The organism is Bacillus sp. RB3, from assembly GCF_030164735.1.
GTDB lineage: Bacteria > Bacillota > Bacilli > Bacillales > Bacillaceae_G > Bacillus_A > Bacillus_A cereus.
The window spans coordinates 179,185-205,936 of the sequence record NZ_JASNGE010000003.1; the positions used below are offsets into that span (position 1 = coordinate 179,185).

The following is a 26,752-nucleotide window of genomic DNA, read 5'->3' on the forward strand; positions in this document are numbered from 1 at the left end:
TATGGCATCACAACAATTAGGTCGTTTACGTTCTGAAATTGATCAACTTAATTTACAAATATTAGAGTTACTAAACGAAAGAGGTCGTCTCGTACAAGAAGTTGGTAATTTAAAAGAAGTACAAGGTGTGAAACGTTTTGATCCTGTACGTGAAAGAAATATGCTGGATTTAATTGCAGAGAATAATAATGGTCCATTTGAAAATTCGACTTTACAACATATTTTCAAACAAATTTTTCAAGCTGGTTTAGAATTACAAGAAGATGATCATCGTAAAGCATTACTTGTTTCTCGTAAGAAAAAAACAGAAGATACGATTGTTGAAATTAATGGTGAAAAAATTGGTGACGGAAATCAGCATTTTATTATGGGGCCGTGTGCAGTGGAAAGTTATGAACAAGTACGTCAAGTTGCTGAAGCAATGAAAGAGCAAGGTCTGAAATTAATGCGTGGTGGTGCGTTCAAACCACGTACTTCACCGTATGATTTTCAAGGTCTTGGATTAGAGGGATTACAAATTTTGCGCCAGGTAGCAGATGAATATGATTTGGCTGTTATTAGTGAAATTTTAAATCCGAATGATATTGAGATGTCATTAGATTACGTTGATGTTATTCAAATTGGCGCTCGCAATATGCAAAACTTTGATTTGCTAAGGGCAGCTGGTGCTGTAAATAAACCAGTATTATTAAAACGTGGTCTATCAGCAACGATTGAAGAATTCATTAATGCGGCAGAATATATTATGGCAAAGGGAAATGGGAACATTATTTTATGTGAACGAGGTATTCGCACGTATGAAAGAGCGACGCGTAATACGCTTGATATTTCCGCTGTGCCGATTTTAAAGAAAGAAACACATTTACCTGTCGTTGTCGATGTAACGCATTCAACAGGGCGACGTGACCTTCTTTTACCAACTGCAAAAGCAGCGATGGCAATTGGTGCAGACGCAATTATGGCTGAAGTACATCCAGATCCAGCTGTAGCTTTATCTGATGCAGCGCAACAAATGAATATACCGCAGTTCAATGATTTTATGAATGAATTAAAATCATTTGGAAGTAAATTATAAAAACTTTTAATGGGCTGTTCCAAAAAGGCATTTTGGAACAGCTTTCTCTTATTGTATAGCGACTGTCATTGTCGATTTTTGTTGGTAAGTTGATATATTTAAAAAATCGCTGATATAATTAGAGTTGCGGTCGATATATTTGGAAAATCGCTGATATATTTCGAGTTACAGTCGATATATTCGAAAAATCGCCGATATAAATTTCATTTACTATCGTACGGCTTAAAATAAGATTTCTACTTAGGAAACATCTATTTTTTTACAAAAAATGCCCTTTTTTCATAAAAAATACGAAAATACGAGAAAAGAAGCGAATTTTTTCGAAACTTTTGCGGGAAAATATTGTATGAGCCTGCGTTTTTATCGTATCATTAGTAAAAGGAAGAACTCGGGACGATTGGTGGCATCTGCAAATAGAGTTGATGTCTTTTTTTCATTCAAGTAACCGATACATAAAAATAGATAACAAAAATAGAAGGAGTGTGCGATGAGATGAACGTAACAATCTATGATGTAGCGCGCGAAGCAAACGTTTCAATGGCTACCGTATCTCGTGTTGTGAACGGTAACCCAAATGTAAAGCCTACAACAAGAAAGAAAGTATTAGAAGCAATTGATCGTTTAGGATACCGCCCGAATGCGGTAGCACGTGGACTAGCAAGTAAGAAGACAACTACAGTAGGTGTTATTATTCCTGATATCTCAAATACGTTTTATGCAGAACTTGCACGTGGAATTGAAGATATCGCAACAATGTACAAATATAACATCATTTTAAGTAACTCTGATCAAAACAAAGAGAAAGAGTTCCATTTATTAAATACGATGCTTGGAAAACAAGTGGACGGAATTGTTTTCATGGGTGAAGATATTACAGACATTCACATTGAAGAATTTAAAAAATCTCCAGTACCAATTGTATTAGCAGCGTCATTTGATGAGCAAAATGAAACGCCATCAGTAAATATTAATTATACACAAGCAGCTTATGATGCAATGAAGTACTTTATCGAGCAAGGACATAAACGTATCGGTTTCGTCTCTGGTCCTTTCATTGATAAAGCGGGAAGTGCGAAGAAGTTACAAGGTTATAAAAAAGCTTTAGAAGAAGCTGGTATTTCATATGATGAAAATCTTGTAATCGATGGAGATTACACATATGACTCAGGTATCGAAGCATTCGAAAAGCTTTGGAGCAATGATGAAAAGCCAACAGCAATCTTCGTATCTTCTGATGAAATGGCACTAGGTGTAATCCATGCAGCACAAGACGCTGGATTAAACGTACCAACTGACGTAGAAGTACTTGGTTTCGATAATACACGTCTTGCATTAATGGTTCGTCCGCAGCTTTCAACAGTTGTTCAACCGATGTATGATATCGGCGCAGTAGCAATGCGTTTATTAACAAAGTATATGAACAAAGAAAAAGTGGAAGATCACACTGTTATCTTACCTCACCGTATCCAATTTAGAGATTCAACGAAGTAAGTATAAAAAAGCTCACAGCATTTGCTGTGAGCTTTTATTCGTATTCAGGATAGTATTTTTGTACGACTGCATTTACCATTTCGTCTTTCTTAACGTGTAAAAATCTTGCGTACAGTTCTTTTCCGGTTTCAAATGGTGTATCGTCTAATTCAAACACATGCAACACTTTTCGGAACTTCCACGTTATTTGCTCACCGTACATATTATCGTACGTATCTTCAGATTGTATAGCAATTTTTTTACACAGTTCGTGAGCATCTTCTAAATTGTTTGCTTTAACAAGAATAATACTTTCTTCAAAAAGTGTATCGTGATTCTCTTCATAATGCTCATCAATTTTCGTAGGATCAGGCTCACTACAATGAACAGATTCAAACAATAATTTTACAGCGTACATATTATGCTACATGTTTCACTTTATAAATAATACTTGCGACAAGCGAAGCAGGTATTGTAAATACGTTACTTTGATAATGGTAATGTACTTGGGATTCTTCATAAGACATGTTATCATATAGTTCGTTTTGTGAGACACTCAATTTTTTCTGTTTTTCTTTGAGCATTTTAATGTAGTTGTACTGTATTGGGACGAGAATGATGAAATAAGCTAATACGATTAGTGAAATCCAAATCATTATGAACACTCCCTTATAAAGAATATTTCTCTATAACAATTATATCAATAAAAAGAAAAAATAACCATTTTTAGTGGGGCTAATTTTCTTCTAAAAATGCGAACAGTTCCTTTTGGTTTTTTAAATTGTGATCAATACATGTTCGAGCAACATATTTCAATCCTTGTAATAATGCATCTACGTGCAAAGTATCATAATGAATTATATTTCCCTCTACCATCGTTTCGTCTTTTTGCAAGTTAATTGATATTTTTAGTACAGTTATATTACTTTGTAAATTTACAACTTCGATGTAAAAAAACTGTTTGTCTAAGTCAATCGTAACACAATCGAATCGTTCGGATAGCTCTAATTTATATGTAGTAGTATATTCCAAATGAAAGCCTCCTTATTGTATAAGTGTATGTTATAATGCCTTCGCTATAGATGGGGCTATTCCTTGTTATATGTCACATAAGTGCAAATTTAACTATTATAGGGCAATGTCATGTATAATAGAAAGAAAAGGCTTGTGAGGGGGGAAAAGAGATGATCGTTCTTTGGATAATTACGCTTTGTATGACTGCTATTTTTGCATATATGACGTTAAAACAAAATGGTTTAAAGCGATTTGTTCCAGGAAGTATTCTTGCAGGAATTGCCCTTATCACGTATGTAATTTCTATTTTTATTGAAAGTGTATCAGTAGATATGAGCACAAGTTTAATGTTTATTGGTATTACACTATTTGCAGGTAGCATTATGGTACTTATGGTTGCTGGTATTATTTTATTTATTCATATGAATTCGGAAACGTTATAGTATATAGAAAAGGCATGTCCCGAGGGACATGCCTTTTTATCCGTTCAATTATGCTCTATCTTTAGAAGAGTTTTGCTGTTTTAGTAAGTCGCGAATTTCGCCAAGAAGAACTTCTTCTTTTGTTGGTTCTGGAATTTCTTCCTCTTTTTCTTCTTCTTTTTTAGATGTTAGTTTGTTGAAAACTTTAACAAACATAAAGATAGAAGCTGCGATAATTAAGAAGTCAAAAATTGTTTGGATGAAGTTACCATACATAACAGCTGATTTACCATATCCAAATTGTAAATCTGTAAAGTCAACGCCACCTAATACCATACCAAGTAATGGTGTGATGATATCTTTTACTAAAGAACTAACGATTTTACCGAATGCAGCACCGATTACAACCCCGACAGCTAAATCAACGACATTCCCTTTGAAAGCGAACTTTTTAAACTCGTTCCACATGTGTTAATCCCATCCTTTCCACGATTCATTATGAAATTTATAATTCCTATCAACATATTCTATAGAAATTTACGAGAGAAATAAAGGGGAAATGGGAATGAAAGTAAATTCTGAAAAATGTATCCGTTTTAATTTTTGTTTACATCATCTAGTAGAGATTGCAACAGTTGCTGCGTTTTTAATCCTTCTAATCCATCTACAACGGGCTTTGTATCGCCTTGTACACACTCAATAAAATGATGAACAGCATCTTCAAAACCACGTTGTTTTAACGTCGTATCCCATGATGGGGAACCACTTTGTGACACTGAGTTTTCCTGTTCAACTTCAAATGTATTCATATTTTTTACGCGAATGATTTTCCCTGGCGTTACAAGTTCAATTTGTTCTAAATTTGTACCGGCATGGCGATGCATTGCAGTAGAAAGTAACAGTCCATTTGGAGTTGTATATGTATGATGTCCGTAAAGAAGTTCATTCTTTTCATTGATTTGTATCATATTGTGAACGGCGTTAAGGTCATCATTAGCTAACCAGCGAGCGGTATCTACAATGTGTAAATAATCATCTAACATAGTGAAGTCGTACGTATATGGCCCGACTTTATTTGTACGATGCTTTTCAATTCGAATCCATGAAATATCAGTAGCCTGTTCTTTGGCAGCGACATACATAGGAACGAATCTGCGATTAAATCCGACCATTAATTTTCGGTTATACTTCTCGCTCAACTCGACTAGTTGCTCAGCTTGTTCCACTGTAGCTGCTAGCGGTTTATCTACATAAACATCGATTCCTTTTTCCAAAAGTGTAGAAACAATTTCATAATGTGTAGCAGTTGAACTATGAACGAAGATTGCATCACATTCCGAAGCTAACGTTTCAATAGAATGGAAGTCTTGAATACGATATTGCTGGCAAATTCGTTTTCTTTTCTCTGCGTTAGGTGTAAACGCCCCTACAAAATTCCAATCAGTTTCTTTTGTAAGTGTTGGAAGATAGGCCTTTTGCGCAATACTTCCAAGTCCAATCATCCCAATTTTAGGTTTGTTCATTTTTATTCCCACCCTATTAATATTAATGTAACGGCTTAAATGTAGCATAGGGTGGGGGAGGAAGGCAAAAATTAGCTTTTTACTTACGGCCTTCTAACAAAATCTTCTCTATCTCCTCAAGGTGATGAGCGCGAGCATGCTCTAGCGGAGTAACACCATCATTGTCTGGAATATTTACATCTGCACCGTGCTCAATAAGAAGGCGAATGACTTGTTGCTGTGTTTCGTTTCCGTTACTTAGTACGATGGCTTCCATTAAAGCTGTCCATCCCAAGTTATTTACATGATTTACATCAATATTTGTTTGAGTGAGTAGTTCTTTTATAACGTCAATATAGCCATGTTCTGAGGCTGGGATAAGAGCTGTTCCGCCGTAACGATTTGTAATCGTAGGATCTGCACCAGCATCAATTGTTAGTTTTAAAATGTCTAAGTAACCTTCCGCACCGGCGTATAGAAAGGGATTATTTTTCATGTCATCTTGGATATTTACGTCAGCACCAGCTTCGATAAGTGCCTTTGCGGTTTTTACATCATTTTTGTATGTAGCAATCATAAGCGGAGTGCGTCCTTGACTATCCGTCGCATTTATATTTGCACCTTGTTTTAGTAAAGATATAACAGTATTCGTTTCATTTTTTTCAGTGGCTGCTAGTAGTGCAGTCTCCATGTTTATCATCTTCTTTTTTACTTCTTGTTCTTGCGAGCATCCTTGTAAAAAAATTATGCAACATATCATACTGAATGTTTTTTTGAACATGGAATTTCAACCTCCTAATTTCAACTGTAAAATAGGAACATTAAATTTTTATAAACTGACGCTAAAATTACTATAAAATCGCTTGAGTAATTGAACATATATTTTTATGCTTATAAATAATAAGGTTTGATAAAGTGAGGATTTAAGATATGTCTATTAAAACAAGGTTTTTATTTTCTTATATTGCTGTTATCCTCGTTTCCATTACGCTTATATTAGTCGCGGGATTTTTAATCGTTTTTTCGATAACAGGTGACTTGGAAGCAGTGAAAAATTTCTATAAAAGTTCTTACATTCAAAAGCCGCTTACACCAGAAGAAGAGAATGCCTATCTTGAGTTGAAGTCAGCAGCCAAACAGCATCAATCTCAATTGCTAGATGAGTCGTTTGTCTCAGCAATAGAAAAAGAGGGTGTGAAAATAGTAGTAAGAAAAGGAGAAACACTTTCATATGCTTCAAACGTATTTGAAAGTGTTTCTTTAAAAGAAGCCCTTCCGAAATTTGAATCAGCAAATATTAATAGTCGTGGTACAAGGGAACTAGGCGATACATTTTATCGATATGTAAAGTTTGATTTTTATTTTCCTCAGGAAGAAGAGGGAAGTATATTTGTATTAAAAAAGCAAAGTTCATTTGTAGATCTTACACAAAAATTATTTCCAATCTTATTCGTATCGCTTTTACTACTAGCCATTTTACTCATTGGATTATTAAGTTACTTCGTTTCAAGAAGCGTAATAAAACCAATTTTTGTATTGAAAGGCGCAACGGAGAAAATTAAAGAAGGAAATTTAGATTTTCAAATACCAATTACATCACACGACGAAATAGGGCAATTAAATCAAGGGTTTGAGGAAATGAGGAAGAGATTAAAAGAATCGATAGAGATGCAAACACAGTATGAAGAAAATCGAAAAGAGCTTATTTCAAACATCTCTCATGACTTAAAAACACCGATTACATCAATTATAGGATATGTAGAAGGAATAAAGGACGGGGTAGCAAATACGCCAGAAAAAATGGATAAGTATTTAACAACTATCCATACGAAGGCAAAACATATGGACACACTCATTGATGAACTCTTTTTGTTTTCGAAGCTCGATTTGAATCGGGTTCCATTCCAGTTTGAAACAGTTGAATTAAATACGTTTATGCAAGAATTAATAGAAGAGATGCAGATGGATTTAAGTAAAGAAGGTATAGAAGTTAACTTACAATTACATGCATCAACACTATATGTAACGGCTGATTGTGAAAAAATAAATAGAGTGATATCAAATTTAATTCATAATAGTGTGAAATACATGGATAAAGAAGAGAAGAAAATTACTGTAACAGTATCGAGTGATAATAATAAAGTTATTGTGAAAGTGATGGACAACGGATCAGGTATAGAAGCTGATACATTGCCGTATATCTTTGAACGTTTTTATCGTGCAGAGCAATCGCGGAATTCTAGCACAGGTGGAAGTGGACTTGGTTTAGCAATAGCGAAGCAAATTGTTGAAGAACATGGCGGGGAAATTTGGGCGGAAAGCGAGCTTGGTAAAGGCACAAGCATTTTCTTCTCATTGGAAAAAGTAGAGGAATGTGGTGAGTAAATTGAAAAGAATTTTATTAATAGAAGATGAAGTAAGTATTGCAGAATTACAGCGAGATTATTTAGAAATTAATGATTTCCAAGTTGATGTAGAGCATTCAGGAGAAATAGGTTTACAAACAGCCTTGCAAGAAGACTATGATTTAATTATTTTAGATATTATGCTTCCGAAAATGAACGGATTCGAAATTTGTAAACAAATACGTGCTGTAAAAGATATTCCGATTCTACTTGTTTCAGCAAAAAAAGAAGATATAGATAAAATTCGCGGACTCGGATTAGGAGCGGATGATTATATAACGAAACCGTTTAGCCCGAGTGAATTAGTCGCAAGAGTAAAAGCACATATTGCCCGTTATGAAAGATTATTAGGAAATGTAAGTAAGCAACGTGATACGTTATATATTCACGGAATTTCTATCGATCAACGAGCGAGAAAAGTTTTTATAAACAATGAAGAAGTTGCGTTTACAACGAAGGAATTTGATTTATTAACATTCTTTGTCACACATCCAAACCAAGTATTAAATAAAGAACAGTTATTTGAACGCATTTGGGGATTAGATTCCGCTGGTGATTTAGCCACTGTTGTCGTCCACATTAGAAAGCTACGTGAAAAAATTGAAAGAGATCCTGCTCACCCGCAATATATTGAAACAGTATGGGGAGCTGGTTATCGTTTTAACGTGTAATATACCTGCCGAGTAATTGGCAGGTTTTTTATGTTATTTGTCAAAAGGAAATAATAGGTAATTTGTGTTAAGATATAAAGAGAGATAAAACATAGTAGAGCATGAGAGGGTGTGCTACATTTTGGGAGATACATTACAAGATAATAAATCAAACAAGGTCTTAAGGATTGGAACTAATATTATAATTATTTTATTAATTATTGGTGCAATACAAATGTTTTATGATAAAGATTATACAAATGATCATTTCGGCTGGTTATTTTTAGTATTAGGTTGGATAGTTAGAAGCATTTTTAATATTACGATAGGTTTAAAAGAAGGAGATAAAAAGTCAGTGTTGTTTGATGTAGGTTTGGTGCTCTTTTCCTTTTATCTTTTATTTTTATATAGTACGAAATATTTCTTCTGAAAATTTAGCTCATAGTCTTATAGAGACTGTGAGCTTTCCTTAATAATAACGGTACTGGCGTAACGATTTATAAAATATTTGAGTAGTAGAAGTAAACAGGGTCGCTTCTTCTAAAAAAGGATAATGGTTGCTGTTTTCGAATGGAATGAAGATAGAATTACGTATCCCATCATGTATCTCGATAGAATATTGAACTGGACACTGCACATCATATCTTCCGCATATAATAAGTGTCTTTGTTTGGATGAAAGGTAAATACTCTCTTAAATCAAATGAAGGATATTCATTGGCGAAAGCGTTCATCCGGCTAACGGACATTGTTTTATTGATTGGTTTACAAAAATAAGAGTTGTAGTTTTCTGGTTTATACAATGATAATTTTGTTCTCTCAGTAGATAGTTCTTTTCGTTCTTTACTTGTAAGGTGAGGGCTTTTTAAGTTTTCGATGAGTTTTTGCATATAATGAAACTGTGGATGTGCTGGGTGATAAATGCAAAATGGTGTTTCGGTATAGTTACTTGCTGCAGCTCCTGCTACGACTAATGATTGTAAGGAATTTGGATATGTAATCGCATATAAAAGTCCAAGCATACCACCTGTTGAATGACCGGCGAAATGCCATGTTGGAAGTTGTAATGCTTCTCGTATTGCTTCTAAGTCGTGGATTGTTTCAATCATGCTTAATTCGTTTTCTGACTGGGCGGTTACAGAGCGACCAGTATCTCGTAAATTAATGAGAAATACACGATGCGTAGCAGTAAAAACATCCGCAAAGTAATCACCAGTTTCATTAAATTGTGAATAGTGATGTGTAATACAAAGCGATTCGCCATTTCCTTTTGTAAAGAGTTCAAATGTACCGCGTTTCGTATTGATTATTTGTTGTGTCCACATAATATCACGACCTTTTCTCATAAAAGTTGGGCCAGACTGTTATAAAATGAAAATATATCAGCGATTATTAGAATATATCGGCGCAACTACAAATATATCAGCGATTATTAAAATATATCGACTTACCGACAGAAAACGACAATAATAGCAAGCTTTAAATAAAAGGAGGCTATTCAAAAACGAGCCTCCTTTTCGTTTAGTATAAAGATTTTGTCATATTATTCCGAATAATTTCAAGGGATTTCGCTACAGTTAATGCGTTTTTTTCTTCAATTTCTGGTTTACGGGGGATAGGTTTATACATGTTGTCTGGATCTTCCCATGTGAGGGGAAGTTCTGTTTCTGCTTGTCCTTTCCAAGCTTCAATCCATTCTGGAGGGAGATAACCTGAGATGTTTTGGATGTTGTTCATTTCGAGCCAAATGAGTGCCCATGCTCTTGGTACGACACGCCAATGGTCATAGCCGCCACCGCCGACAGCGATCCAGCGACCTTCGCAATATTCATTAGCAATTTCACGAGCGAGCTTCGGTATTTCGCGGTAAATATTCATTGTCGCACAAAGATGTGTAAGTGGGTCATAATAATGTGCGTCAGCACCATTTTGCGTTAAAATAATATCCGGTTTAAAGTACGCTGCAACTTCTTTTACAACAGTTCGATATGATTCTAAGAACGATTCATCTTCTGTAAAAGCATCGAGTGGAACATTAAAAGAATAACTATAACCATTACCTTGGCCACGTTCGTTTACAGCGCCAGTTCCAGGGAATAAATAACGACCAGTTTCATGCAGTGAAATGGTGCATACGTTAGGGTCATCATAAAACGACCACTGTACGCCATCACCGTGATGAGCATCTGTATCAATATATAAGACGCGTAAACCGTATTTCTTTTGAATATATTTCATTGCGATAGAACTGTCGTTATAAATACAAAAGCCAGATGCTTTGCCGCGAAAGCCGTGATGTAAGCCGCCGCCCAAATTAAGTGCGTGTTTTACTTTTCTGGAAAGAACAGCATCGACAGCTGTTAACGTACCGCCAACGAGCAATGCGCTTGCTTCGTGCATATTTGGGAACATCGGTGTATCTTCTGTTCCGAGTCCATATGTCATTGCAATTGATTTTTCTAACTTTCCTTCTCCAGCACGTTTTACCGCATTTATGTACTCCTCTGTATGAACGTAGGCGATCTCTTCATCTGTAGCCATCCGTGGTGAGATGATTTGAGAGGGAGAGATGAAACCGCCCTTTTGTAATAAATCATACGTAAGTGTGACGCGCAGTTGGTTAAAAGGATGATCAGGGCTAAATGAATAGCCCCGAAAGTCATCCGAATAAATAAACGCGCTACTCATGCCTGCATCCCCATGATGTTTGGCCATAATACGCGGTAACCTTCTGCTTCAAGTGCATCAATCACTTTTAGAGGATTCATCGTTTGAATGCGGAAAACGAGTACTTTATCATTCTCGTCTTTTGCTGGGTAGACGAGAACGCTCACGATATTTATTTGTAAATCACTAAAAATAGCAACGACTTTTCCAAGAATACCAGGTTCGTTTTTTACTTGAATTTCAATTTGCGAACTTGGTTGATGTGCTCCTGTTAATTTTACTAATGTGTGCAGTACTGTAGATTCAGAAATGATTCCAACTAACTTCCCAGCCTTTGTAACAGGAAGACAGCCAATTTTATTTTCAAAAAATAAAGTAGCAATTTCCTCAACGAAATCGAGAGGATGGCAAGTCATAACAGGATGTTTCATAATAAGTTCGAGCGGTTGCTGTAGCATATCGATTGAAACTTGTTCATCTAGAATAGACGGACTTGCATCTCTTACATCCCGATCAGAAATAATGCCTACGACGTGATTATTTTGATCGACAATTGGAATGTGCCGAATGCCTTTCGTGCGTATCGTTCGGATTGCTGTTTCGATTGTATCGTTTGGATGTAATGTAACTACATTTTGATTCATAATTTCTTCTACAATCATTCCAGTTGCCCCCTTTATTAATACATAAAACGATTGTGAAAACGTAGACGATCAAAAGCTTGAATAGAATCCGTATCAACGCGTTTACCGATGCGGACCATTAAACAGTTGGCAGGATGTGAACAAATTTCAGGATCGTCTGTAGCCATCCATTGTAACCCGCCAGCATTCATCATCTTCTCCATTACTTTTCGGTATTCCCACACATTCAATCCTGTTTGTTTCAAATCCCAGTGCCAATAATATTCAGTCGTCAATATAATGTAATCTTCCATATAATCGTCCATCATAGAAACCTCTAGTAAGTTCTTTCCGACAGAACTCCCGCGGAAGGCTGGGACTACTTCAATTGCCCCAAGCTCAATTAAGTTTTCCATTTTTCCTTCTGACCATCGTTCAAGTGGATCAGGATACAAGTATGTAACATATCCAACAATTGTTTGGTCATGTCTAGCAATAATGAGACGAGCTTCTGGTAATTTAGAAATTTCGACAATTGCTTTATATTGTTGCTCGGCAGGACGAAACGCAATTAAGTCTGGATGAAACTCATACATTTCTAAGTTATGTGTAGAGACAGGACCTTCAATAATTAAAGTGCCTTTCGCTGTTTTTAAGTTTCTAGCATTATATATTTTTTTATGAATCAATGTATTGCTCACCACCTTGAGGGTTTGTGAATCTATTAATATCGTACTTTATAATATATGCGATGTGAATCGAAATTTGTCATTAAAAATTTGTCTAAAAATCAATAAATATACTGAAAATTTTAAATAATGTCATTATAATAGATAATAGAATACATAGGAGGGGGATGTAAAGTATGAAAGTAGAAACGCTTCCTGTCATTAAAGGAGAAAATAATTTGCCGAATTATGATGAGGCATACGCGAATTTTAACTGGGAAGAGGTTAATAAAAACTTTACTTGGAATGAAACAGGCCGAGTAAATATGGCGTATGAGGCAATTGATAAGCATGCGAAATCCGATCGAAAGAATAAAGTAGCTCTTTATTATCAAGATGGATCGCGAAAAGAGAAATATACATTTAAGGAAATGAAGGATTTTTCTAATAAAGCAGGAAACGTCCTTAAGAATTATGGCGATGTAGAAAAAGGCGATCGCGTTTTTATTTTTATGCCACGTTCTCCAGAGTTATATTTCGCACTTTTAGGTGCAGTGAAATTAGGAGCAATTGTTGGACCGCTATTTGAAGCATTTATGGAAGGCGCAGTTCGCGATCGCTTAGAAGATAGCGAAGCAAAGGTGTTAATTACAACGCCTGAATTGTTAGAGCGCGTACCATTAAATGATTTACCGGCTTTAAAAACAGTTTTCCTTGTTGGAGATAATGTAGAAGAAGGCGGTAAAACGGTAGCGTTCAATCCTTTATTTGAACAAGCTTCAAAAGAATTACATATTGAATGGTTAGGCCGTGAAGACGGCTTGATTCTACATTACACGTCTGGTTCTACTGGTAAGCCAAAAGGTGTGCTTCATGCGCAAAACGCAATGGTTCAGCACTATCAAACGGCGAAGTGGGTATTAGATTTAAAAGAAGACGATGTATATTGGTGTACTGCTGACCCGGGCTGGGTAACTGGAACAGCTTACGGTATTTTCGCACCGTGGTTAGTTGGAGCGTCAAACGTTATTTTAGGTGGACGCTTTAGTCCAGAAGCTTGGTATGAAGCACTGCAAGATTACGGTGTGACGGTTTGGTACAGCGCACCAACAGCATTCCGTATGTTAATGGGAGCTGGACAAGACGCAATTAAAAAATATGACTTATCACAAGTGCGCCACGTATTAAGCGTTGGTGAGCCGTTAAATCCAGAAGTAATTCGCTGGGGTATGAACGCATTTGGACTTCGTATTCATGATACGTGGTGGATGACAGAAACAGGTGGACAAGTTATTTGTAACTACCCTTGTATGGAAATCCGTCCAGGCTCAATGGGTAAACCAATTCCAGGTGTGAAAGCAGCGATTGTTGATAATGACGGAAATGAAGTGCCTCCTTACACAATGGGTAACTTAGCAATTGCGAAAGGTTGGCCATCTATGATGCGCGGGATCTGGAATAACCAGCAAAAATATGAATCTTATTTCATGCCGGGAGATTGGTACGTATCAGGCGACTCTGCCTATATGGATGAAGATGGATACTTCTGGTTCCAAGGACGTATTGACGATGTAATTATGACGTCAGGTGAGCGCGTTGGTCCGTTTGAAGTAGAAAGTAAATTAATCGAGCATGCTGCTGTTGCAGAAGCTGGTGTAATTGGTATTCCTGATCCGGTGCGCGGCGAAATTATTAAAGCATTTATCGCACTTCGGGCAGGATACGAACCATCTGATGAATTAAAAGAAGAAATTCGTCAATTTGTAAAGAAAGGCCTAGCAGCTCATGCAGCGCCACGACAAATTGAATTTAGAGATAAATTACCGAAAACGAGAAGTGGTAAAATTATGCGCCGTGTATTAAAAGCGTGGGAATTAAACTTACCAACAGGTGACTTATCAACGATGGAAGATTAAGAGAGAAAGGTCTGAACGAAAAATGTTCAGGCCTTTCTTTTTTATGATATCATGAACTTATATATATAAGTTAAAGGGGATAGTATGATGAAAACAGAAAAGGAAAAGATGATACTAGGAGAAATGTACATACCGGCTGATCCAGTTTTAGTACAAGAAAGAGAGCAAGCACGTATATTAACGAGAAAATTAAATGATACGCCAGAAGAGCAATTGAAAGAGCGTAGCGAAATCGTAAAAGAATTATTCGGAACGACAGGAGATAATATTCATCTTGAATCTTCCTTTAGATGTGATTACGGCTATAACATTCATGTCGGTGAAAATTTTTACGCGAACTTTGACTGTACGATTCTAGACGTATGCCCGGTAACAATCGGAGTGAACTGTATGTTAGCTCCAGGTGTTCACATTTATACAGCAACGCACCCACTTGATCCGGTAGAGCGTATAAGCGGATCAGAATACGGAAAACCAGTTACAATTGGCGATAACGTATGGATTGGCGGAAGAGCAATTATTAATCCAGGTGTAACAATTGGAGACAATGCGGTGATCGCATCTGGTGCTGTCGTAACGAAAGATGTGCCTAATAATGTAGTAGTTGGCGGGAATCCTGCAAAGATTATAAAAAAACTAAAATAATATTTGAACGAAGTGCCTTCCTCGTCTGTATACATTTATGAAAGAATAGATGAGGGAGGCTTTTATATGTCTAATAAATTACTTCTTACTTTTGCTGTAATTGGAATTATAGTTGTATTTTCTTGTGGTCTTTTCTTACCGATACCAATTGGATATAGAGTATCAATGCTTACAGCTGGAGTTATAATGGGTGTTATGTTTTCAATCATTATTCCATTTGATAGAAAACATATAGTACGGAAAAATGGATATAAAATTGATTTTACAAAAACAAAAGTGTATTTTCGCTGGAATGTATTTGACACTATTTCTATCTGCCTTGCGTTGTATGCATGCATATGTGTGCAAGCGTTAAATACTTTAGTTACAATGGGATTTACGATTCAAAACCCATATGTGCAATTTTTTACAAATCAATCACAATTGTGGATTTTTATTGCGATTTCATATTTAATTTCCCGTATTTCATTAACGTTAAAAGGAATAAAGGAGATCAAAAATCATGGCGCAGATTGGGATTGAGGAGGAGCTCATGCTTGCGTATCAAAGTGGAGATAAACAAGCGGGAGAAAGACTATATGTTTTAATCAAACCAGCGCTATACACATTTTTATATCGATTTAACCGAGATGAACAATTAAGTATCGATCTTGTGCAAGATACGTTTTTGACGCTAGAGCGTAAGAAACATATGTATGAACTTGAAAAAGGTAAAATAAAAACGTATTTATTTCAAATTGGTTATCGTCTTATGATTAATAAATTAAATAGGAGAAAAAAGTGGCGTACGCTTTTGCCATTTTTAGTGCCGATTCCGGAAAAAGAATTTTCTCACGAAGATCGGCTCACAGTAAGAGAAGCAATTTTGAAAGTTCCAGAAGAGCAAAGAGCGGTCCTAATCCTTTCTTATTATCATGACATGCAGCAAAAAGAAATTGCAGAGATATTAAACATTCCGATTGGAACGGTGAAATCGAGACTTCATAACGGGATAAAGAAATTGAAACAATTGCTGGAGGTGGACGAAATTGAGCGAAAATCCCTTTAAGAGTGAATATAAGTTAAAGCAACATTTAGATAGTGATCATGTAGAAATACCAGACTTTCCAAAAACGGTAAGTCGATTCGATCGATTAATCGGGTTTCTTGGTTCCCCAGCGAAAGATCCTGTGGAGGCGACCATTGGGAATGATTTATCGATTGTGTTTCATGTATCGTTATTAGTTGGGGTTCCAATTCTTTCTCTTATTACGATACTCTTTATGGTGTTGTAAAGGATTGACAAGAAGGGAAACCTGACCTCTATTTGACATGCCTATATAAATGATGGTATAAAGAAAAGTATATGAATAATTGAGCGTGGAAAGGGAGAAGTAGTGATCATTTCCCTGTTTTAGAGAGCTGATGGCCGGTGAAAATCAGCACATAGATGATCGCGAATTACGCCCCTAGAGCATCTTTTTTCGATTGAATTATATTCAAAAGGGAAAAGACGGTGCTAAGCCGTTATGTAAATAAGGTGGTAGGCTTTTTTTGCCTGCAACTAGGGTGGTAACGCGATAATCAAAATCGTCCCTTATTTGAAGGGGCGATTTTTTTATGTTTTCAACTTTCACGCCAGTAATGAACTTAAAGGAGAGTATGTAGGATATGGGTATTTTACAAGATCTTGAATTTCGCGGTCTAATTAATCAGCAAACAGATGCTGAGGGCCTTGAGCAATTATTAGAAAAAGAAAGCGTTAAATTATACTGTGGTTTCGATCCGACAGCAGATAGCTTACACATTGGTCATATGTTACCAGTATTAATGTTACGTCGTTTCCAATTAGCTGGTCACCAACCAATCGCACTTGTTGGTGGTGGTACTGGTATGATCGGTGACCCAAGTGGTAAAAAAGCAGAGCGTACATTAAATACGAAAGACACAGTTGCTTACTACACAGAAAGTATTAAAAACCAACTTTCAAACTTCTTAGAGTTCGACAACGTGGACAACCCAGCAACAATGGCTAACAACTATGACTGGCTTGGTAACTTAGATGTCATTTCATTCTTACGCGATATCGGTAAAAACTTCGGTTTAAACTATATGTTAGCAAAAGATACAGTAGCATCTCGTTTAGAAACTGGTATTTCATTCACTGAGTTCAGTTACATGATTTTACAATCATACGACTTCTTAAACTTATACCAACAACATAATTGTCGCCTACAAATCGGTGGTAGTGACCAATGGGGTAACATTACAGCGGGTCTTGAATTAATCCGTAAATCAGAAGAAGATGCGAAAGCATTCGGTTTAACAATTCCACTTGTTACTAAATCTGACGGTACGAAGTTTGGTAAAACAGAAGGCGGAGCAATTTGGTTAGACCCAGAGAAAACAACTCCTTACGAGTTCTACCAATTCTGGATTAACACAGATGACCGCGATGTTGTTAAATACTTAAAATACTTCACATTCTTATCTCATGAAGAAATTCTTGAGCTTGAAAAGCAAGTAGCTGAAGCGCCAGAAAAACGTGCAGCACAAAAAGCATTAGGTTCTGAAATGACAAAACTTGTTCATGGTGAAGAAGCATTAGAGCAAGCGATTAAAATTTCAGCTGCATTATTCAGCGGTTCTGTAGCAGAACTGACTGCAAGCGAAATCGAGCAAGGATTCAAAGACGTACCATCTGTAGAACGTACTGCAGAAGATACAGTATTAATCGACTTACTTGTAGAAAGCAAAATCTCTCCATCAAAACGTCAAGCACGTGAAGATGTAACGAACGGCGCAATCTACGTGAACGGTGAGCGTACACAAGCATTAGACTACGTTGTAACAGAAAACGACCGCATCGAAGGTAAATTCACAATCATTCGCCGCGGTAAGAAGAAATATTTCTTAATTCGTTACTAATAAATAAAAAGCTTTGAGGAAATTCCTCAAAGCTTTTTTGTTTTAATCTCCTTTTCGAGTTCATACGGAAATCACATGTAAGCGGTATGATAAACGTATAACAATTAGAAAGGAGTGGTAAAACGAAATGTCACTAGAAGCGTTGATTATTTTTTCTTTGCTAAACGCGGGTCAACTTGCAGAGAATTCGAAAGTTGATATACATAAAGAGCAGAAAGATGCTTATGTATATGTTCAAAAAGAGGGAAATAAATAACTTTAATATATATAAATAAAAGCTACTCGAAGTAACTGTTTTGGTGTCTTCGGTAGCTTTTTACATTATGAATAGATAGGAATTAATTCTCGCTTGAAATCTTCGTACATTTCAAAGGCGATTTTCATGATTTCTTTGAGTTCATCGTAACTGTGGAAGCATACTGCTGGCAATCTTTCAGAACCATTGGATAATACTTTTACAAACATATCCCATGAATTCCTAACTCTAACTTCACCATTATACCTTGCAGACCAAATGAACTCAACAAGCCCATATTTTAAGCTGATATTGAATCTGAAAGTATAGAAATCCTTGTTCTTTACTTCACCAACAATAAAAAAGTTTTCCTTTTTTATAAAACGAGCTTTATAACCAAGGGATTCAAATATTTCAATAGCTTTTTCGTTTTCATAGTTTTCAAACGAACTTTCACTATTTGATGAAAAATTTTCAGATAGCTCTCTATATCTCGTTAAAAAATCAATTTTCTCAAATACTTCTTGTATTTCAGGTTTCAATGCATATGCCATTTTTTATTCCTCCCTAAATCTAATCTTAATAGCATATTTACCTTTCATTTTTTTAAAATACATCTCAAAATTTCCCCTAAATTTGTTTCTTTTTTCGTACGTGGAATTGAAGTCTTTGCAAATTTATAATTTGCTTGATACAGTTCATTTTGAAGTATCTTAGTTATGATATTTTCACCAGTAAAATCAAATATTCCTTTTCCATGATATTTGATTCGAAACAAAGGAGCAAGCTAGCGTAAACGTTAGTTTAAATATTAATCAGGTGTTTTTCTTTGTGTGATTTTTATCTCCATCGCCATGCAATCGTGGTATCTTCAATGTGGATTGCTGGAATGCCGATTCCTAAATATTTCCCTTCGTTTTCATCGAAAACGGACCAATTTTCATCGTCTAGAAATTCAGGGTCAATACTTTCAAAGCCAAAAGTACTGTCTTCGTCTACCATTTCACGAAAATATTCTTGATAGGGTTTACTATTATCATTTAAATGTATTGTTCCATACATCCATGGTGTTTCTGCAAAAATGTCTCTAATTTCACCTATTTCAGTATCTTTAAAGTATAATTTCATATTTGCACCTTCTTATTCATGAATTTTGAAATAGTCTTTTGGTATTTCGCCTTTTATCAAATACTCATTATCTCTTTTTGTCCACTTTAGAGCGAGTTTTTTCCAATGAGGTGTTGTTAGTCTATCCTGAGCAATTAAACGTTCGAAATCGAATAGAACGGTATAAATTTTAGTTAAATGAAGAAATCCGGCTCTTGTGAGTCGGATTTTCTTTTTTTATATTTAAAATAATATTGTCTTTCTTGAATATGAAATTATGAATAGATAGGAATTAATTCTTGTGGCTCCACTTCTACTATTCATGTTAAAAGTCTAAATCTTTTTCATTACCATCATAATCTACTAGTAATGATCCTTCGTCTAAGGTATCCATTAACCATTCCACCAAACCATTCCATGATCTAGAAACGCTGTGAGTCTCCCTATCCCATTGTATTACCGTTGCATCGTATCCATTGCTTGATTCTAAGTCTATACATATCGAGTCACCATAGTTTAAATCTGCGATGATTAAATACGTGTCTGGCATCTTTGTCGGTCTTCGTTCTTTTTTAAACGAATCATTTAGATAAGAGCCACCACGCTGTTTTGGGCCCTGAGCAGCTGTATGAATTTCTGACAGGACTGTTCCAGGTATAAATAATTCTCCGCCATTACACACTTGGAGAAAATCTTTATATATATCAGGAATTTGAATGTTAAGTTCATTTTGAAGGCTTGTTATATCTTCTAAGCTGATTCCATTATTTAGGTTATGAATACCATCTACATATTTATTAACTTCCTCAAAAAATGGTTGTAAATGATTGTTTTTTGAATAATATTTTCTTAGCATAAAACCATCTCCCTCTATTCATGTTTCCAAGGCACAACGTCTCCAAAGTCAGTCATACTATCATTCTTAGGAGTATAGTAGCCATTTGTAGGATTGTGATAATTCCCACGATGGGCGTCAAGATGTTCGTTTACATCCATATTCCTTCCCTTTAAAAATTGAATGTTATCTGGTTCACCAGCAAAATCAGGATATTCATTAGCGGATTTCATATGCTGTCCCTCGTAGCCTTTCACTTTTCCTGTTTGTAATAACTCTAGTTTTTCTGCAGGGGTCCAATCTCTCGTTCCTTTTCCAGTTTTTTTAATTAATTCTTTCTCTTGTCTCCATGCGTGGCGAACAGCTTTCTGGCGAAGAGCGGAAAATTGTTTATCTGTTAACCATTTTCCGTTTACATTATATTCTTTTTTTCCATCAACAATCCGTATTTTTTCTGTATTCTTAACACTATGACCAACCTCGCTAGAAGACTGGGATTTTTGAAGGTTGTTAGCATCGGCTTTCTCCTTTATTCTACCACTAGTCCCATTAGAAGAAGAGTGGAACTTTTGAAGAGTATCCTTACCATTTTGAATTGCATTACGCCCAACAAATACACCATGTCCAACAAGACTAACTCCAGCCGTTGTAGCAGCTGCATCAAACGTAATAGCAATTGGTGATGCTAATCCACCAGTTCCTACTGTTGCGACTAGAGTTAAAAAATTAGAGCCGCCTATGACGGTAAGGCCTTCTAGAATTTCTATAATGGAAGCCGCTCCTGCTATAACATTTCCCGTGAACCTTCCCGCTTGATAAGTTAACTTGCTTTCTAATTCATCATTATCAGGTGATTCTAGTCCAGTAACGCTTTCGAAAGCCGCGCTGCCAGCGCCTTGAAAAAATTCTTCCATAAATTCCCAAGTACTGATAGCTGTTTTTTCATACCATGGTCTATTGGCTTCTTGTTCTCGTAAAGCAATTGCTTTTTCAATTTGTGCTTTACGAGTTTTACTTTCTGTAATTGCTTGAATAGGACCCGTCCACTCCATATTCAACCCTTGCGTACTAAATGTACCACTTGCAGGACTAAAACCTTTTCCACTTTGAACTTCCGCCAAACCTGTCGCAATGCTAGCGGCTAGTTGGAGTGCAGTATCATAATTATTACTAGAAGTATAATTAAATTTATATAGATGTTCTAATTTTTCTTGCATTTTTTGCCTCATGACAGTAAAAAGATTTACCATAGCGTCCATACCTGGGATCGACATAGTTTGGTTGAGCGCTTCTGTACTTGCTATCATTCGGTCAATTTCTCGAATTTGTTCTAATATTTCTTGTTCAATTACATCTGTAGAAGCGACTTGTGATTGAAATTGATTTGGAAAAGCATCATTCTGACGAATTAATTCTTCACACAAATAAATGATTCCTTGTGCCAAAGGTCGAAAGGTTTGTACAAAAAATGATTTTGCACTGCTATATGTTTGTCCTTGTAGAACAGTATCAATTGCAAAAGCATCAATCGACTGAATAGCTTGTTCCATACCTTGAATGGTAGCGGTACATACAGCATTCATACTTTGTGTTTGGGTATGTACTTCCCCTAGATACATATTTAAACTCAAAAATCTCCCCCCTTTAATAAGTAAATGATACCAATTTAAGGAAAGAACTGTAAATATTACATTGCAATGAGTTTATTAGAGGTAGTAATATACCTCAAAGCGAACTTATCCATATTCAAAATGACAGGTGACATAAAAAAATAAACTCACATTTCTATAGCATATAATGTGAGTTTGAAAGTTGGAAATGAAAGATAGTAGGATTAAAAATAGTTTGAACTTTTATTAATCAGATAAAATTACAAGCTGGTTTTTGTGATATAAATGGGCATTTGTATTCATAAATTGTCTAACTTTTCCGCCTGTCATTCGATATGTACATATTGCGCATACAGCAATATGCTGTCCGGGGTTTATATCTTCTGGCGAAAGTGTTTCAGAATCGAAGTAAATAGAGGGTGAAGGAATTTGCTCTATACCATTACTATTAATTCCTTTTTTTCCCCAACGAAGGTTTATAGCGTATTTCCCTGACATTTCTATATATCGCACGCTGTCTACAATGCCTTCTATACAAATGGGATGTCTGTTTTCCCATTTTAGTTGTTTGACGTAATTGCACGATTGTATATAACGGTCAGGTTCATAATAAAAATCACTCCACTTTATTCTTTTTCCATGCATTTCAATTTCAATAATAGAGTGTAGTTCGGTTTGTTTTTCTAGAATATTCCGTAACTCAATTATCTTTTTCATGGTTGATAAGTATGAGTTTAAGCTCCCGCTAGAATGATAAGTTCTATCTTTTTTATTCAGTGCCTTGCTTTGATCATTCTTTGGCTTTGTAGTTTGATTTTTCAATTCTTCTAAAGGCTCATGGATCATATTTAAGCGAAATAAAAAAGTTTTATCCTCTACACTTTTTAAAATGTCATCATCGGAATCACGTGCGATAACTTTAATCTGACCGAGTGTATTGTATGAACAGAATTCCTCGTGGTTTATGCCGCCTTTTCGGTAAAAAAGCGCTGGAATTTCTACTTCATTTCTCATATGTCTTGTGCGATGCGCCACAGGTATTCTACAAACTCTACATTCTAATTCTTGTTTTAAATGCTTATTTACAGGTTCATCTATTTCTTGCGCTGAAACCTTTTCATTCAAAATTGTCGAGTAAGCTTCTTTCATTGTTACTGCCATTTTCCTCTCCTCCTAATAAAGAAAATTTACCACCATCATAAATTGTATTTATATAGGATATTTTACCATTATCAGCATTCGAAGTGGCTAAGTTTGGAATTTAATATTTGACGTATGAAAGAAATTTGGTATCTGAAGATAATCTGATTTTTATTACGTTATTTTGAAAAGAGGGGGGATTTAATTATAAGTAGATTCTTTTTGCGCTTTTTTTAGGGGTATTAATATAACTTCAAACAAATTCACCAATATTTTAAATAAAAGGGTGATTTAGATAAATATCATGACAATTATCGTGATAATGCATAGTCCTTGTATATCGTAATAATCTTATGTAATAATGGTGATTTAGAGCATAAGGAGGGACCAAAGTGAATATAGCACTAATTATTACATCAATTCTTTCATTAGCTACATTAATTGTATCAATTTATAACGCTAGAACATTAAATGAAAACAAAGAAAAAGATCGTAGGATAGCTGTAGAATTATCTGAGAAAAGAAGAATGCAAAATGATTTATTCGAACACATTACAAAAGTTCTTGATTTGGGTAGAAGGTGTAGTGTGGAAACTGATGAAAAAGAAAAGCAAAAAATAAAATTTGAATTGTTAAATCATAAAATATTTATTTGGATTAACTTAGATAGAAAAAATAAGTTTACAAAAGATTTAAGGATAAACTGTAATGAATATATTACCTGGTGGGCTTCTTTTTTAGAGTCATCGAATGATGAAGAAAAATCAAATTTCGAGAGAGCATCTTATAAAAATATGAAGTCAATATGGATTCTGATTGATAAATATATTGAAGAAGAAAATAAATTAATTGAAGAATTAATGTAGTCACATTCAATCGAGTGTGCTCTTTATTATGTATTAGATGTATATGCGATTGAACGTGGAAAGAACCGAACACATTAAATAATTAGCCAAGTAAAAAAGTGAACGCCTACGGAAAATATTCGTTCACTTTTTAATTTTTATAAATGTAGTTCATAATTTCCGTCAGTACTATTGGGCTTTCTAAATATTTCCTCGAATGGATTAAGCTTTTTTGAGAAACCATTTTTTAATGCAAAGTGGTAACCTTCTTCAGTTATAACTTCTTGTAATACTAATCGTTCAAATCCTTTTTCTTTAGCGAATGTTTTAAACCATTCAAGAACAATACTTCCCTTCCCTTGATTACTTGGTGTAATGTTTATAGTAGTAATCGCCAAGTATGGATCGGGGGAAAATTCGCTTCTAAGGTTAATGGTGACTTTAGATTTTTTAGAAGAAATATCTAAAGAATACTTAGAAAGACCTTCTATGAACATTATTTCATCTTGTACCAATTCGTCTAATAACATTTTTAATTTTTGAAAGTCTTGTACATGAAGAGGGATCTTGGTGAATTTTTCTTTCAAAACAATTAACTCCTTTTATCATCTGTTTTTTGCACTTATCCATTTCTATACACACGCCAGCCATTATATTTTTTGTCCCAAACTAGCCCCACTTAGCCCCAGGTGTATACTTTTTAATGCTTTATTTTGCATTATTAGTGACAAATAAAAAAAGCCCAGGCCCCTTGATAAACAAGGTTCCTAAGGCTTTTAATACTACTCTTTGCAGAGTACAGAGATTAACGAGAGTAGAACTCTACGATTAATGCTTCGTTGATTTCAGCTGGTAACTCAGAACGCTCAGCGTGACGAGTGTAAGTAGCTTCTAATTTGTCAGCATCGAAAGTTAAGTATTCTGGTACGAAGTTGTTAACTTCGATCGCTTCTTTAACAACAACAAGGCTGTTAGATTTTTCGCGAACGCTGATAGTTTGACCAGGTTTTACACGGTAAGATGGGATATCTACGCGAGCGCCATCAACCATGATGTGACCGTGGTTTACTAATTGGCGAGCTGCACGACGAGTGCGAGCTAAGCCCATACGGTAAACTAAGTTGTCAAGACGAGCTTCAAGAAGGATCATGAAGTTTTCGCCGTGCTTACCAGGCATTTTACCTGCTTGGTCAAATGTGCGACGGAATTGACGCTCAGTCATGCCGTACATGTGACGAAGTTTTTGTTTCTCTTGTAATTGTAAACCGTATTCTGAAAGTTTCTTACGTTGGTTAGGACCGTGAGGACCTGGTGCGTAAGGGCGTTTTTCTAATTCTTTTCCTGTGCCGCTTAGAGAGATTCCAAGACGACGAGACAGTTTCCAAGCTGGACCTGTATAACGAGCCATAGTTGACTCCTCCTTTAAAAATGTTTTTATTTACGTAAAATAAAAACAGACGTAATCGATATTTACGGGCATTTTGTTTTCATGTACCTTCGCTCCAGCAGCAGGGAGTTACGAGATACACCTCCGTAGAGGAACAAAATACAAACGATAAACTCACATTACAAGGCTGCCTTTTTATTTTACACAAACGCTATTATATCTTTTACCCAGAGTTTCGTCAAGCGAGTACGTTTTTGTTTTATGCATATAAATTTTGGAAATTAATATAAGAAGGAATTTAAAACAATATAGAAGAAGAGATAGAAACACAAATAAAACGCTTACATAAAATGAAGGAAAACGTTCATCAAATTTTTATGGATGAATATGCGGCAATAAAAACATAAGGGGGATGTTTTTATGAAAAAGAAGCATATGGAGACAGCGTTAATTCATCACGGTTATACACCTGAGGAACATAAAGGAAGTTTAACACCACCTTTATTTCAAACTTCTACATTTACATTTGAGACTGCGCAGCAAGGAGAGGCGAGTTTTGCGGGAGTGGATCCATCTTATATTTACTCACGGCTTGGAAATCCAACTGTGAAATTATTTGAAGAACGTATGGCGGTGTTAGAAGGAGGAGAAGAGGCACTTGCCTTCGGATCTGGTATGGCAGCTATTTCAGCGACTTTAATCGGTTTTTTAAAGGCTGGAGATCATATTATTTGTTCAAATGGATTATACGGATGCACGTACGGTTTTTTAGAAGTGTTAGAAGAAAAATTTATGATTACGCATTCGTTTTGTGATATGGAGACAGAGGTTGATATTGAAAATAAAATTCGCCCAAATACAAAGCTTATTTTCGTTGAAACACCAATTAATCCGACAATGAAATTAATTGATTTAAAACAAGTGATTCGGGTTGCGAAGCGAAAAGGCTTACTTGTTATTGTTGATAATACGTTTTGTTCACCTTATTTACAAAGGCCGCTTGAGCTTGGCTGTGACGCTGTTGTGCATAGTGCGACAAAATATATTGGTGGTCACGGTGACGTTGTAGCAGGTGTAACAATTTGTAAAACGAAAGCATTAGCTGAAAAGATTCGCCCGATGCGAAAGGATATCGGCGGTATTATGGCGCCGTTTGATGCGTGGTTATTATTACGTGGGTTAAAGACGTTAGCAGTAAGAATGGATCGTCATTGTGATAATGCAGAAAAAATTGTATCGTTCTTAAGAAAACATGATGCGGTAGAAGGTGTTTGGTATCCAGAAGGGGAGTTAGCATCTCGTCAAATGAAACGCGGGGGCGGTGTTATTTCTTTTTCAGTAAAAGGCGGAAAAGAAGAGACGCAAGCGTTTATTAATGATCTTCACTTTATTACAATTGCGGTGAGTTTAGGAGATACAGAAACGTTAATTCAGCATCCAGCAACGATGACGCACGCTGCGATTCCAGCGGAACTAAGAAAAGAAATGGGCATTTTCGATAATTTAATACGCTTATCGGTCGGTTTAGAATCGTGGGAGGATATCGTTTCTGATTTAGAGCAGGCATTAAAGAAAATATCTACTGTTAATCAATGAAAAAAGAGTGAGCTATCGGTTTTGTACAGGACGT

The 26,752-nt window shown here is 35.7% G+C and carries 32 protein-coding genes and 1 other annotated feature; of the genes, 15 read left to right on the forward strand and 17 right to left on the reverse strand.

Annotated elements, in window-relative coordinates; genetic code table 11:
- Nucleotide 1 precedes the first annotated feature (1 nt).
- Nucleotides 2–1,075 carry a bifunctional 3-deoxy-7-phosphoheptulonate synthase/chorismate mutase gene (locus QO049_RS06310; RefSeq protein WP_284489213.1) on the forward strand — a complete coding sequence of 358 codons (1,074 nt, stop codon included), beginning with the start codon at nt 2–4 and terminating at the stop codon, nt 1,073–1,075.
- 492 nt (nt 1,076–1,567) lie between these two features.
- Nucleotides 1,568–2,566, forward strand: a complete 999-nt coding sequence (ccpA, locus tag QO049_RS06315; protein WP_284489214.1) for a catabolite control protein A — start codon at nt 1,568–1,570, stop codon at nt 2,564–2,566.
- Between the two features lie 34 nt (nt 2,567–2,600).
- On the opposite strand, the gene QO049_RS06320 is transcribed toward ccpA, so the two are convergent.
- From QO049_RS06320 to dhp61, 3 genes are all read right to left on the reverse strand, one after another.
- Complete coding sequence (locus QO049_RS06320; RefSeq protein ID WP_065704988.1) at nt 2,601–2,963, reverse strand: DUF4288 domain-containing protein; 363 nt, start codon at nt 2,961–2,963, stop codon at nt 2,601–2,603.
- Nucleotide 2,964: 1 nt separating this feature from the next.
- On the reverse strand, nt 2,965–3,201 hold the full coding sequence (locus tag QO049_RS06325; RefSeq protein WP_284489215.1) for a DUF3949 domain-containing protein: 237 nt from the start codon (nt 3,199–3,201) through the stop codon (nt 2,965–2,967).
- Nucleotides 3,202–3,280: 79 nt separating this feature from the next.
- The gene (gene dhp61, locus QO049_RS06330; RefSeq protein WP_284489216.1) at nt 3,281–3,577 is read right to left on the reverse strand and encodes a protein Dhp61; all 297 of its coding nucleotides are present in this window, start codon (nt 3,575–3,577) and stop codon (nt 3,281–3,283) included.
- A 152-nt stretch (nt 3,578–3,729) separates the two neighbouring features.
- On the opposite strand from dhp61, the gene QO049_RS06335 reads away from it, so the two are divergent.
- A complete protein-coding gene (locus QO049_RS06335) occupies nt 3,730–4,002 on the forward strand; it encodes a DUF3917 domain-containing protein (protein ID WP_000636589.1) in 273 nt (90 codons plus the stop codon).
- A 48-nt stretch (nt 4,003–4,050) separates the two neighbouring features.
- Here the strand turns inward: QO049_RS06335 and mscL are convergent, their stop codons facing one another.
- From mscL to QO049_RS06350, 3 genes are all read right to left on the reverse strand, one after another.
- Nucleotides 4,051–4,449 carry a large conductance mechanosensitive channel protein MscL gene (mscL, locus tag QO049_RS06340; RefSeq protein ID WP_016110800.1) on the reverse strand — a complete coding sequence of 133 codons (399 nt, stop codon included), beginning with the start codon at nt 4,447–4,449 and terminating at the stop codon, nt 4,051–4,053.
- A gap of 128 nt (nt 4,450–4,577) precedes the next feature.
- Nucleotides 4,578–5,504 (reverse strand): Gfo/Idh/MocA family protein, encoded by a 927-nt coding sequence (locus QO049_RS06345; protein WP_284489217.1) that lies wholly within the window; start codon nt 5,502–5,504, stop codon nt 4,578–4,580.
- A gap of 79 nt (nt 5,505–5,583) precedes the next feature.
- A complete protein-coding gene (locus tag QO049_RS06350) occupies nt 5,584–6,264 on the reverse strand; it encodes an ankyrin repeat domain-containing protein (RefSeq protein ID WP_284489218.1) in 681 nt (226 codons plus the stop codon).
- 149 nt (nt 6,265–6,413) lie between these two features.
- On the opposite strand from QO049_RS06350, the gene QO049_RS06355 reads away from it, so the two are divergent.
- From QO049_RS06355 to QO049_RS06365, 3 genes are all read left to right on the forward strand, one after another.
- Nucleotides 6,414–7,868: a sensor histidine kinase gene (locus tag QO049_RS06355; RefSeq protein ID WP_103653366.1), complete on the forward strand. Its 1,455-nt coding sequence runs from the start codon at nt 6,414–6,416 to the stop codon at nt 7,866–7,868.
- Nucleotide 7,869: 1 nt separating this feature from the next.
- Nucleotides 7,870–8,559: a response regulator transcription factor gene (locus QO049_RS06360; protein ID WP_001986686.1), complete on the forward strand. Its 690-nt coding sequence runs from the start codon at nt 7,870–7,872 to the stop codon at nt 8,557–8,559.
- Nucleotides 8,560–8,680: 121 nt separating this feature from the next.
- The gene (locus QO049_RS06365; RefSeq protein ID WP_000502934.1) at nt 8,681–8,968 is read left to right on the forward strand and encodes a hypothetical protein; all 288 of its coding nucleotides are present in this window, start codon (nt 8,681–8,683) and stop codon (nt 8,966–8,968) included.
- Between the two features lie 39 nt (nt 8,969–9,007).
- Here the strand turns inward: QO049_RS06365 and QO049_RS06370 are convergent, their stop codons facing one another.
- From QO049_RS06370 to acuA, 4 genes are all read right to left on the reverse strand, one after another.
- Nucleotides 9,008–9,883, reverse strand: coding sequence for an alpha/beta fold hydrolase (locus QO049_RS06370; protein WP_100240194.1), 876 nt, complete (start codon nt 9,881–9,883; stop codon nt 9,008–9,010).
- A 175-nt stretch (nt 9,884–10,058) separates the two neighbouring features.
- Nucleotides 10,059–11,225, reverse strand: coding sequence for an acetoin utilization protein AcuC (gene acuC, locus QO049_RS06375; RefSeq protein ID WP_284489219.1), 1,167 nt, complete (start codon nt 11,223–11,225; stop codon nt 10,059–10,061).
- Complete coding sequence (locus QO049_RS06380) at nt 11,222–11,866, reverse strand: acetoin utilization AcuB family protein (RefSeq protein WP_000634578.1); 645 nt, start codon at nt 11,864–11,866, stop codon at nt 11,222–11,224. The genes acuC and QO049_RS06380 overlap by 4 nt, the downstream gene beginning before the upstream one ends.
- A gap of 17 nt (nt 11,867–11,883) precedes the next feature.
- Nucleotides 11,884–12,516: an acetoin utilization protein acetyltransferase AcuA gene (acuA, locus tag QO049_RS06385; RefSeq protein WP_000581388.1), complete on the reverse strand. Its 633-nt coding sequence runs from the start codon at nt 12,514–12,516 to the stop codon at nt 11,884–11,886.
- A 176-nt stretch (nt 12,517–12,692) separates the two neighbouring features.
- Between acuA and acsA the strand changes: the two genes are divergently transcribed.
- The 7 genes from acsA (at nt 12,693) to QO049_RS06420 (ending at nt 18,219) form a co-directional block, all read left to right on the forward strand.
- Entirely contained in the window at nt 12,693–14,411 is a 1,719-nt protein-coding gene (gene acsA, locus QO049_RS06390; protein ID WP_284489220.1) for an acetate--CoA ligase, read from the forward strand.
- 84 nt (nt 14,412–14,495) lie between these two features.
- Nucleotides 14,496–15,056, forward strand: coding sequence for a maltose acetyltransferase domain-containing protein (locus tag QO049_RS06395; protein WP_002026426.1), 561 nt, complete (start codon nt 14,496–14,498; stop codon nt 15,054–15,056).
- A gap of 66 nt (nt 15,057–15,122) precedes the next feature.
- Nucleotides 15,123–15,578: a hypothetical protein gene (locus QO049_RS06400; RefSeq protein ID WP_284489221.1), complete on the forward strand. Its 456-nt coding sequence runs from the start codon at nt 15,123–15,125 to the stop codon at nt 15,576–15,578.
- A complete protein-coding gene (locus QO049_RS06405; RefSeq protein ID WP_000057201.1) occupies nt 15,559–16,104 on the forward strand; it encodes an RNA polymerase sigma factor in 546 nt (181 codons plus the stop codon). The genes QO049_RS06400 and QO049_RS06405 overlap by 20 nt, the downstream gene beginning before the upstream one ends.
- A complete protein-coding gene (locus QO049_RS06410) occupies nt 16,085–16,330 on the forward strand; it encodes a hypothetical protein (protein WP_001293778.1) in 246 nt (81 codons plus the stop codon). The genes QO049_RS06405 and QO049_RS06410 overlap by 20 nt, the downstream gene beginning before the upstream one ends.
- Before the next feature lie 77 nt (nt 16,331–16,407).
- Nucleotides 16,408–16,636 (forward strand) — a binding site (T-box leader).
- A gap of 70 nt (nt 16,637–16,706) precedes the next feature.
- Complete coding sequence (tyrS, locus tag QO049_RS06415; RefSeq protein ID WP_284489222.1) at nt 16,707–17,963, forward strand: tyrosine--tRNA ligase; 1,257 nt, start codon at nt 16,707–16,709, stop codon at nt 17,961–17,963.
- A 127-nt stretch (nt 17,964–18,090) separates the two neighbouring features.
- Nucleotides 18,091–18,219, forward strand: coding sequence for a transporter (locus tag QO049_RS06420; protein ID WP_098236703.1), 129 nt, complete (start codon nt 18,091–18,093; stop codon nt 18,217–18,219).
- 65 nt (nt 18,220–18,284) lie between these two features.
- On the opposite strand, the gene QO049_RS06425 is transcribed toward QO049_RS06420, so the two are convergent.
- The 5 genes from QO049_RS06425 to QO049_RS06445 all read right to left on the reverse strand — a co-directional run bounded on the left by QO049_RS06425 (nt 18,285) and on the right by QO049_RS06445 (nt 22,911).
- On the reverse strand, nt 18,285–18,752 hold the full coding sequence (locus QO049_RS06425; protein ID WP_284489223.1) for a hypothetical protein: 468 nt from the start codon (nt 18,750–18,752) through the stop codon (nt 18,285–18,287).
- 286 nt (nt 18,753–19,038) lie between these two features.
- The gene (locus QO049_RS06430; RefSeq protein ID WP_000780768.1) at nt 19,039–19,326 is read right to left on the reverse strand and encodes a hypothetical protein; all 288 of its coding nucleotides are present in this window, start codon (nt 19,324–19,326) and stop codon (nt 19,039–19,041) included.
- 304 nt (nt 19,327–19,630) lie between these two features.
- Entirely contained in the window at nt 19,631–20,161 is a 531-nt protein-coding gene (locus QO049_RS06435) for an SMI1/KNR4 family protein (RefSeq protein WP_284489224.1), read from the reverse strand.
- Nucleotides 20,162–20,175: 14 nt separating this feature from the next.
- Nucleotides 20,176–21,771 (reverse strand): T7SS effector LXG polymorphic toxin, encoded by a 1,596-nt coding sequence (locus QO049_RS06440; protein WP_284489225.1) that lies wholly within the window; start codon nt 21,769–21,771, stop codon nt 20,176–20,178.
- A gap of 225 nt (nt 21,772–21,996) precedes the next feature.
- The gene (locus QO049_RS06445; RefSeq protein ID WP_284489226.1) at nt 21,997–22,911 is read right to left on the reverse strand and encodes a hypothetical protein; all 915 of its coding nucleotides are present in this window, start codon (nt 22,909–22,911) and stop codon (nt 21,997–21,999) included.
- Between the two features lie 371 nt (nt 22,912–23,282).
- Here QO049_RS06445 and QO049_RS06450 point away from each other — a divergent pair, with 371 nt between their 5' ends.
- Nucleotides 23,283–23,756 (forward strand): hypothetical protein, encoded by a 474-nt coding sequence (locus QO049_RS06450; protein ID WP_088098004.1) that lies wholly within the window; start codon nt 23,283–23,285, stop codon nt 23,754–23,756.
- A 137-nt stretch (nt 23,757–23,893) separates the two neighbouring features.
- Here QO049_RS06450 and QO049_RS06455 read toward each other — a convergent pair whose 3' ends face one another.
- Both QO049_RS06455 and rpsD read right to left on the reverse strand, forming a co-directional pair.
- Entirely contained in the window at nt 23,894–24,322 is a 429-nt protein-coding gene (locus QO049_RS06455; protein WP_284489227.1) for an N-acetyltransferase, read from the reverse strand.
- Nucleotides 24,323–24,540: 218 nt separating this feature from the next.
- Entirely contained in the window at nt 24,541–25,143 is a 603-nt protein-coding gene (gene rpsD, locus QO049_RS06460) for a 30S ribosomal protein S4 (RefSeq protein WP_000135317.1), read from the reverse strand.
- Between the two features lie 399 nt (nt 25,144–25,542).
- Between rpsD and megL the strand changes: the two genes are divergently transcribed.
- The gene (gene megL, locus QO049_RS06465) at nt 25,543–26,718 is read left to right on the forward strand and encodes a methionine gamma-lyase (RefSeq protein ID WP_000726572.1); all 1,176 of its coding nucleotides are present in this window, start codon (nt 25,543–25,545) and stop codon (nt 26,716–26,718) included.
- Nucleotides 26,719–26,752 lie beyond the last annotated feature (34 nt).